Origin of the sequence: Amaricoccus sp. (genome assembly GCF_036846665.1) — a bacterium.
In the GTDB taxonomy this organism is placed as follows: Bacteria; Pseudomonadota; Alphaproteobacteria; order Rhodobacterales; family Rhodobacteraceae; genus Amaricoccus.
The window spans coordinates 1-8680 of sequence record NZ_DAIUBO010000168.1 but is presented as its reverse complement, the minus strand read 5'-3'; the positions used below and the strand labels follow the sequence as shown (position 1 = coordinate 8680).

Annotated in this window: 10 protein-coding genes; 3 read left to right on the top strand and 7 right to left on the bottom strand. The window is 68.3% G+C overall.

From position 1 onward, the window contains the following. Positions 1–527 (top strand): YcbK family protein (locus tag V7050_RS15015; protein WP_324410750.1); only part of this gene is annotated, 527 nt, incomplete at its 5' end. Between the two features lie 162 nt (positions 528–689). Continuing rightward, positions 690–944 (top strand): hypothetical protein, encoded by a 255-nt coding sequence (locus V7050_RS15010; RefSeq protein WP_324370630.1) that lies wholly within the window; start codon positions 690–692, stop codon positions 942–944. A gap of 90 nt (positions 945–1034) precedes the next feature. On the opposite strand, the gene cueR is transcribed toward V7050_RS15010, so the two are convergent. From cueR to V7050_RS14995, 3 genes are all read right to left on the bottom strand, one after another. After that, positions 1035–1487, bottom strand: a complete 453-nt coding sequence (gene cueR, locus V7050_RS15005) for a Cu(I)-responsive transcriptional regulator (RefSeq protein ID WP_324370632.1) — start codon at positions 1485–1487, stop codon at positions 1035–1037. Beyond that, positions 1484–1753 carry a glutaredoxin family protein gene (locus tag V7050_RS15000; RefSeq protein WP_324370635.1) on the bottom strand — a complete coding sequence of 90 codons (270 nt, stop codon included), beginning with the start codon at positions 1751–1753 and terminating at the stop codon, positions 1484–1486. The genes cueR and V7050_RS15000 overlap by 4 nt, the downstream gene beginning before the upstream one ends. A gap of 66 nt (positions 1754–1819) precedes the next feature. Further along, complete coding sequence (locus tag V7050_RS14995; protein ID WP_442885593.1) at positions 1820–4300, bottom strand: heavy metal translocating P-type ATPase; 2481 nt, start codon at positions 4298–4300, stop codon at positions 1820–1822. Between the two features lie 232 nt (positions 4301–4532). On the opposite strand from V7050_RS14995, the gene V7050_RS14990 reads away from it, so the two are divergent. Further along, entirely contained in the window at positions 4533–4748 is a 216-nt protein-coding gene (locus V7050_RS14990) for a heavy-metal-associated domain-containing protein (RefSeq protein WP_324374740.1), read from the top strand. A 151-nt stretch (positions 4749–4899) separates the two neighbouring features. Here V7050_RS14990 and copM read toward each other — a convergent pair whose 3' ends face one another. The 4 genes from copM to V7050_RS14970 all read right to left on the bottom strand — a co-directional run. Beyond that, positions 4900–6450 (bottom strand): CopM family metallochaperone, encoded by a 1551-nt coding sequence (gene copM, locus V7050_RS14985; RefSeq protein WP_324410748.1) that lies wholly within the window; start codon positions 6448–6450, stop codon positions 4900–4902. A gap of 102 nt (positions 6451–6552) precedes the next feature. Then, a complete protein-coding gene (locus V7050_RS14980; RefSeq protein WP_324374736.1) occupies positions 6553–7044 on the bottom strand; it encodes a hypothetical protein in 492 nt (163 codons plus the stop codon). Between the two features lie 13 nt (positions 7045–7057). Next, positions 7058–7546: a DUF411 domain-containing protein gene (locus V7050_RS14975; RefSeq protein ID WP_324374734.1), complete on the bottom strand. Its 489-nt coding sequence runs from the start codon at positions 7544–7546 to the stop codon at positions 7058–7060. Between the two features lie 131 nt (positions 7547–7677). Next, a partial coding sequence (locus V7050_RS14970) for an HAD-IC family P-type ATPase (protein ID WP_324410746.1) occupies positions 7678–8680 on the bottom strand: 1003 nt, incomplete at its 5' end.

Below are 8680 nucleotides of genomic sequence, written 5' to 3'. Positions count from 1 at the left end.
ACCGGCTCGGCAAGCCGCTGATCGTCCGCTCCGCCTATCGCAGCCCCGAGCACAATCCCGCCGTGGGCGGCGCGACCCGCTCCAAGCACCTCGACGGCGCCGCCTTCGACATCGCCATGAAGAACCACGATCCGGTGCCGTTCGAGGCGGCGGCGCGGGAGGCCGGCTTCCTCGGCTTCGGCTCCTACCCGCGTTCGGGCTTCATCCATGTCGACCTCGGACCCGCGCGGCAGTGGGGCGAGCGCTTCCCGGTCCGGGAAACCGCCTTTGCAGCCGAGACGCCGGTCGCGCGCGAAGTCCTGGCCGAGAGCCGCACCATGAAGGGCGGTGGCGCGGCCGGTGTGGCGACGCTGGGCGCGGCGGGCGTCGAGGTCGCGCAGAACGTCCTGGCCGAGACCCAGTCCGCCATCCTGCCGCTCGTCCCGTATCTCGACACGTTGCGCTGGCTGTTCATCGCCGTGGCGCTCGGGGGAATCGCGGTCACGATCTACGCCCGGCTCGACGACTGGAAGCGGGGGCGGCGATGATCACCGCGCTTCTCACCGGGCTCGCGGCCAACTCCTGGACACGGGCGGCACTGCGCTACGGCGCCATCGTACTCGCCATTGTCCTGTTCCTGCTTTCCCTCAGGCGGTCCGGTGAGCACGCCGGGCGGCTCGCCGAACGCCTTGAGACAACGGAGAACGCCAATGATGTCCAACGCCGGATGCTGGAAGCAGCAGCTCGCCGCCCTCGCGATCGCGACGAGCTTTCTGGCCGGCTGCGCGACGGTCGGTTCTGAGCCGCGCATTGCCATCGTCTGCCCGCCCGTCGTTGAGTACAGCCGCGAGTTTCAACGGCGCGCGGCCGAGGAAGTCGGGTTGCTGCCGGACGGGTCGGCCATCGCCGAAATGCTCTCCGACTACTCCGTGATGCGGGAACAGGGCAGAAGCTGCCAGCGCTGACCGCGCATCCGTTGCATGCCTTCAGGGATCTCGCGCGCTAGCCCCAAGCCCGGACATGGAGAACAGGCGGCTGCAGCTTTTCTACCGGCGTCACGCTCGCAGTTCGTCCACCTTGCCGAAGCGGCGGGGCTTCGCCTTAGCCGGCTGGCTGCCATCATTTTCGGCAAGGCCCTCGATGATCGGGCAATCGGGCCGGTCATCGCCGTGGCAACGGTTAGCCAGGTTTTCCAGCGTCGCGATCATGGCCGCGATCTCGGCCTGCTTCTGTTTCAGGGCGTCGACATGCCCGAGTGCGAGCGCCTTCACATCGGCGCTGGCACGTTGGCGGTCGCTCCACAGGGCCAGCAGATCGGCGATCTGCTGGACGGTGAAGCCGAGGTCGCGCGCGCCGCGGATGAAGCGCAGGCGGTGGATATCGGCGTCGTCATAGTCGCGATAGCCGCTGTCGCGCCGCGCCGCTCTCGGAATGAGGCCGGTCTGTTCGTAGTAGCGGATCATCTTGGAACTGACCCCTGAAGCTTCGGAAGCCTGGCCGATATTCATGATCCTGCTCCTTTCTCGGCACCTTCGACGATCAACCCGAGGGCGGCTGCTATTCTCGGCCGCTGATCGGCGAATGTCCCGTAGAAGAACGCATCGCCGACGAAGGTGATCGGCGCCACGCGCACCCCGGTCCGGGCCTTCGCTTCTTCCATGATCGCCCGGTCGGTCAGGTCGCGCTCCTCATATGGGATGCCTGACGCCTGCAGCCAACGCTTGAGCGCATGGCAGTCGGGGCAAGTCGGCGTGGTATAGATGACGACATCCATCCGATGGTCCTCCATCCATTGACAGGAAGAGCCGGGGCGAAATTCCCACCCCGGCCCGTCAGATGCTTACGCGGCGGCCAACCGGGCTTGAGCCTCCGCTCCGGTGCCGGCGGCCTCCACTTCAGCCGCGAGCACGGGCTTGAAGGCCCTGAGCCGCAGCGCGTTCGACAGCACGAAGACGCTCGACAGCGCCATCGCGCCGGCCGCCAGCACCGGCGAGAGAAGCGTGCCCGACACCGGATAGAGCACCCCGGCCGCAACCGGGATCAGGGCCGCATTGTAGGCGAAGGCCCAGAACAGGTTCTGCTTGATGTTGCGGATCGTCGCCTTCGACAGCGCGATCGCGTTCACCACCCCCCGCAGGTCGCCCGACATCAGCACCACATCGGCCGACTCGATCGCGACATCCGTCCCCGTCCCGATCGCCAGCCCGACATCGGCTTCTGCCAGCGCCGGCGCGTCGTTGATGCCGTCGCCGACGAACGCAACCTTGCGGCCGCCCGCGCGGAGTTCGTGAATCGCCTTCACCTTGCCGTCAGGCAGCACTTCGGGAACGACCTCGTCGATGCCGAGCTGGCGCGCGACGGCCTCGGCGGTCGCCCGGTTGTCGCCGGTTATCATCGCGACCTTCAGGCCCAGATCGTGCAGCGCGCGGATCGCCTCGGGCGTCGTTCCCTTGATCGGGTCGGCGACGGCGATCACCGCCGCCAGCCTGCCGTCGATCGCGGCATAGAGCGGCGACTTGCCTTCGCCGCCGAGCCGCGCGGCCTCGTCCGCGAACGCCGCCACGTCATGACCGAGCCTCGTCATGTAGCGATCAGCGCCGACCGCGACATGGCGGCCGTCGACGGTCGCGGCAACGCCGTAGCCCGGCACCGCGTCGAAGCCCTCGAGCGTATCAATCCGCAATCCGCGCTCCCCGGCGGCCGCCACGATAGCGGTGGCGATCGGGTGCTCGGACTTCGCCTCGACGGCTGCGACCAGCGCCAGCACCTCGTCTCGCTCGAACCCGGCCGACGGCGTCAGGTCGGTCAGTTCCGGCCGGCCCCTGGTCAGCGTGCCGGTCTTGTCGAGCGCCACCACCGCGACATCGCGCAACGCCTGCAACGCCTCGCCCTTGCGGAACAGCACGCCCAGTTCGGCCGCGCGGCCGGTGCCGACCATGATCGAGGTCGGCGTCGCCAGCCCCATCGCGCAGGGGCAGGCGATGATGAGGACGGCGACCGCATTGACCAGCGCGAAGGTGAGCGCGGGTTCCGGGCCGAAGACCAGCCAGATCAGGAAGGTGAGCGCGGCAGCCGCCATCACGGCGGGCACGAACCACGCCGTCACCTTGTCCACCAGCGCCTGGATCGGCAGCTTCGAGCCCTGCGCCTCCTCGACCATGCGGATGATCTGCGCCAGCACGGTATCCGCGCCGACCTTGGTCGCCCGGAACGAGAAGGCGCCGGTCCTGTTGATCGTGCCGCCGACGACCTCGGCGCCGGCACTCTTGGCGACCGGCACCGGTTCGCCGGTGATCATTGATTCATCGACATAGGACGCGCCCGCGACCACCTCGCCATCGACCGGCACCCTGTCGCCGGGGCGGACCTGAACGATGTCGCCGGCGCGGACCTCCGACAGCGGCACTTCGACGGTCTGGCCGTCACGCTCGACGCGCGCGGTCTTCGGCTGCAACCCGACCAGCCGCTTGATCGCCTCGGAGGTGCGGCCCTTGGCCTTCGCCTCCAGATAGCGGCCAAGCAGGATCAGCGTGACGATGACCGCCGCGGCCTCGTAATAAACATTGGCCGTGCCGGCGGGCAGAACCTGCGGCATGAAGGTCGCGACCACCGAATAGCCCCAGGCGGCAGACGTGCCGACCACCACAAGCGAGTTCATGTCCGGTGTGCCGCGCAGCATCGCCGGCACGCCCTTGCGGAAGAAGCGGCGGCCCGGCCCGAACAGGATGATGGTGGTCAGCACGAACTGGATCAGCCAGCTCGTCTGCATCCCGATCCTGTTCATCACGAAGTCATGGATCGCCGGAACGAAATGCGATCCCATCTCGATCACGAAAACCGGCAGGGTCAGCGCCGCCGCAATCAGGGTGGCGCGACGCAACCCGGTCAGCTCGCGTTCGCGCGCCTCCCGCTCGCGGTCGGTTGCCGTGTTGTCGCCGCCGAGCCGGTGCGGCTCGTAACCGGCGCCGCGGATCGCGGCCTCGATATCCTCGACCGAGGCGACACCGGCGAGGTGGCGCACGCTGACCCGCTCGGTCGCGAGGTTGACCGTGGCGGCGTTGACGCCGGGCACGGCCTTGACCGCCTTTTCAACATGGGCGACGCAGGAGGCGCAGGTCATTCCCGCCACGCCCAGTTCGGCCGTCACCTCCGGCACGCCGTAGCCCGCGCCCTCGACGGCGCGCACGACCGCGGCGGCATCAGGCTTGCCCGTGAAGGAAACATCGGCGCGCTCGGTCGCCAGATTGACGCTCACCTTGGCCACATCCGGCAGCCTGGCGATGGCCTTCTCGACATGGCCGACGCACGACGCGCAGGTCATCCCCTCGACGGGAATGCTGAGCGTGGACCCGGCTTTAGCCCCCCGCTGCAATGGAGCAATATCTGTCATGGCTGTCTTCCTTCTCAATCCATTGCACCCCAGATGGGGCTTCCAACGATGGGAAGGTCAAGACCCCGCAGACAGGATCGTCTTTTTCAGCCTTCGGTCTTGACCTTGCCATCGTGGCAAGGCCCAGATCAGACAGCGAACACCATCATCGAGGAGAGTTCGCATGTTCCAGTTCACCGTTCCCGGCATGACCTGCGGCGGTTGCGCCCGTCGGGTGACCAACGCCATCCTGAGCGTCGACCCGGAAGCGCAGGTCATCACCGATCCACCCGCCCGCGACGTGAAGGTCACCACTCGGGCGGACGAGCAGGCGCTTGTCGCCGCGCTTGCCGAAGCCGGTTATCCTGCGCAGCGCAAGGATCAGCCAGCGGCTGCGTAGGATAGCCTTGCAGGCGCGGCCGCTGCTTGCTTGGCCGCGCCCTTCGCTTACCCTCGTTCTCAGCAGCCGGGACGCGCCTGTGCGGCACGATCACCGGGCGGCACCACGACCGTCCCGGCTTACCGCATCCACTAGCCCGCCCCGGCTTCCGTCAGTTCGACCGCCCGTAGACGATGCCGTTGGGCCGGTCGCCGACCGGAACGGTGCGGATGACCGTCTGGGTGGCAGCGTCGATGATAGAGACGCTGTCGTCGGCGATGTTCGTCACGAACACGTAGGCCCCGTCGGCCGAGGCCGACACGCCATGGGCACCGCCGCCGGTGGTGATGGTCTTCACCACCTGTCCGGTCGCCGTGTCGATCACGGAGACGGTGTCGTTCGGCGCCTCCTCGGTGCCCTGGTTGGCCACATAGACGGACCCTCCATCCGCGGTCACGAAGACCTGGATCGGGTTCGGCCCCACGTCCACCTTGCCCGTGACCTTCCGGGATGCGGTGTCGATGATCGCCACGCGGTTCTCGTCGCGAAGCGAGACGTAGACCTGATCGCCCGAGGGCGTGAAGCCGACCTGGACGGGGGCCGCGCCGACCGGAATGCGGGTGACCTCGGAAAGGTTGGCCGTGTCGATGACGGACACCGTCCCGTCCTCGACGTTCGCGACGTAAAGCTCGGCCCCGTCCGGGCTGAGCCGCAGACCATGCGGATAGTCGCCCGTCGCGATGCGCCCGATGACCTCGGCCCGTGCGAGATCCACCACGGCGATCGCGTCGCCGCCGGCCAGCGAGACGAAGGCGCGCCCCTGTCGGTCAGCAACGACATGGGCCGGATGGGAGCCTACCGCGACCGTCCTGGGCGCCGAGATGTCCTGCGAGTCGAGAATGACCAGCAGACCTTCGGCGGCGCCGTCCCCGCCGTGGCCGCCCGCTCCGTGATCGCCCTCGGCGGCGGGATCCCCGACCGCCAGCAGTAGCTTGCCATCCGGCGTCAGGTCGACGTTGTGCGGCGAGACCGGGATCGACACCGTCCTGACCGCGCCGGTGCCGAGGTCGATGGCGCTGATGGAATTGCCGCCTTCATTGGCGGAATAGACGGTGCCAACTGCCTGGCCGAGGGCCGCCGGTTCACCGCCGGCGTTTACCTCCAGCCATGCCTGCATTTCGGCGATCTCGCGCTCCTGCGCCTCGATAATCTGGGCGGCCCACGCTTTCGTTTGCGGATCGTCGCCGTATTGCTGGACGATCTTCGCCATGTCGATCGCGCCCTGATGGTGCGGGATCATGCCCCGGACGAAGGCGACGTCGGGGTCTTCAGCCATGACCCCGTCCATCATCGGCCCGTGCATTTCGTTCATCGCATCGACATAGGCCCTGGTGAAGTCGGGAAGGTTGCTGCTGGCCGGGGCCGCTGCCGCGTTGGGCGAGCCCATCATTCCCTGCATCACTCCGTCCTGCATCATCTGGTGCATCGCACCCATGCATTCGGGGGAGGACATGGCCTGCATCATGGCCTGACACTGCTCCGGCATGCCCTGCATCGGGGGCATTGTCGCGGAAGGAGGGGTAGGCGCAGGAGCTTGCTCGGTTTGCACCGGGGAGTTCCCGGGGTGATGGGCGTCATGCTCGGCTTGCGCCAGAGCAACGCCGGGCAGCCCGGTCAGGAGACTGACGGAAAGGGCGATTGCTGTTCGTTTCATGGGTTTCATCCTTTGGCACCGGAGAACGGCGTCGCTCGCCGACGCACGGCTCCGTGTTCGTCTGATTGCAGCGGCCCGAGGAGGATCAGGACCCTCCCGGACATGCGCGACTTACGCGGCTGTGATCAGACGTGGAGGCTTCAGGATGCCCGCGGGGATCCGCCCAAGGCGATCCGGCCTCATGCGGCTCGGATGGTCGCTGCTCACATTGGGGGACAGCGACTGCGTCTCGGGAAGGATGGCGGCGACCAGGCATGCCTGGCAGCAGTCGAGCAGGCCCGATCCTGCCTTGCCAGACTCGCAGTGTTCGACGGAAGTCTCGACGTCCTCGCCGGATGCATGGGAATCGGCACAGGGCTGCGCCATCACGGCGACGGCCGCGTCGTGGTGGACGGCGTGCCCGCCCGGGCTCGCATGCGCCACCGATTGCAGAAGGAAGGCACTGAGCGCGAACAGCAGGAGCCCGAGCGACAGATGCCGCAGCCAGTCGCGCCGTACCCGGAACAGCGCCCGCGCGCGCCCGCTCGCGGCGCGACCTCCCTCTCGGGTGGTGCGTGCCGGAGCACGACAGGACAGCGGGCTGGTCACGGGTTGAGCGATCATGCGCGGACTTCGATCAGATCTCCTGTGCGCCGTTGAAGCGCAAAAACGCCCTGCGACCGGAGGCGTCGAACAGCAGCACATCATAAAGTTCCGGCTCGACGCCGGGGAAGTCCATGCCGGGCGAACCGGCGGGCATCCCCGGTACCGCAAGGCCGATGGCCTGCGGCCGCTCGGCCAGCAGGCGGCGCAGGGCGACCGCCGGGACATGGCCTTCGATCACGTAGCCGTCCACCTCGGCGGTATGGCAAGAGGCGAGGTCCGCCGGCACGCCGAGCCGCTGCTTCAGGCTGAACACGTCGTCGGATTCGATCACCCGCACCGGGAAGCCGGCGGCCTCGATATGCGCGACCCAGCCATCGCAGCAGCCGCAGGACGGATCCTTGGTGACCGTCACCAGCGGCAGGGTCTCGGCCCGGAGGGGACCGGGCAGAGAAAACGCCAGGGGAAGCGCGCCGGCAGCCGCCAGGATGGCGCGCCGGCTGATGGTGAGATCGTTTCGCATCGTCAAGCCTCGATCATGGGTTTCACTATCTCGCCGTCCCGGTTCGGGCGCGACGCACGAAGGGGTGAGCTCGGCGGTGGCGCGGCAGTTTGTCGCCTGCCGCAGCCCCGGGCGGATGGCCTCGCCAGCTGTCACAGCTTCACCCCACGCAGGCGTGCAGCATTGGCGATCACGCTGACCGACGACAGCGCCATGGCCGCCGCCGCGATAATCGGCGACAGCAGGATGCCGAAGAACGGGTAGAGAACCCCAGCCGCCACCGGAACGCCGAGCGCGTTGTAGATGAAGGCGAAGAACAGGTTCTGGCGGATGTTGCCCATGACGGCCTCCGAGAGGCGCCGGGCCCGGACGATGCCGGTCAGATCGCCCTTGAGCAGCGTAACGCCCGCGCTCTCCATCGCCACGTCAGTGCCGGTGCCCATGGCGATGCCGACATCGGCCGCCGCAAGCGCGGGGGCATCGTTGACGCCGTCGCCGGCCATCGCCACCACTTCCCCCGCCGCCTTGTGCCGCTGCACGACCGCGCTCTTCTGATCGGGCAGCACCTCCGCCTCGACCTCGTCGATCCCCAGCTGGCGCGCGACCGCCTTGGCCGTCGTCCAGTTGTCGCCGGTGAGCATCACCACCCGGATCCCCTGCGCCTTCAGCGCGGCAAGCGCCTCAGGCGTCGATGGCTTGACCGGATCGGCAATGGCGAAGATCGCCGCGACGCGGCCATCGACGCCCATGAAGATCGCCGTCGCCCCATCCTCGCGCAGCCGGTCGGCCTCTTCGGCCAGCGGCGCCACGTCGACGCCCTGCTCGGCGAGGAATTTCGCGTTGCCGAGCGGGATGCGCCTGCCCTCGACCAACCCGAGCGCGCCCTTGCCGGTCGGCGAGTCGAAATCAGCGACCGGCGCGGTCGCGATGCCGCGCTCCTCGGCGGCGCGGACGATGGCGAGCGCCAACGGATGCTCGCTGGCGCGTTCGACGCTGGCGGCAAGGCGCAGGGCCTCCTCCTCGGTGAAGCCCGCCGCGGGAACGATGGCGGTGACGGCGGGCCGGCCCCCGGTCAGCGTGCCGGGCTTGTCGACGATGATCGTGTCCACCCTCTCCCTATGCCCCCGCGCCCCGGCATTCTTTGTCAGCACCCCC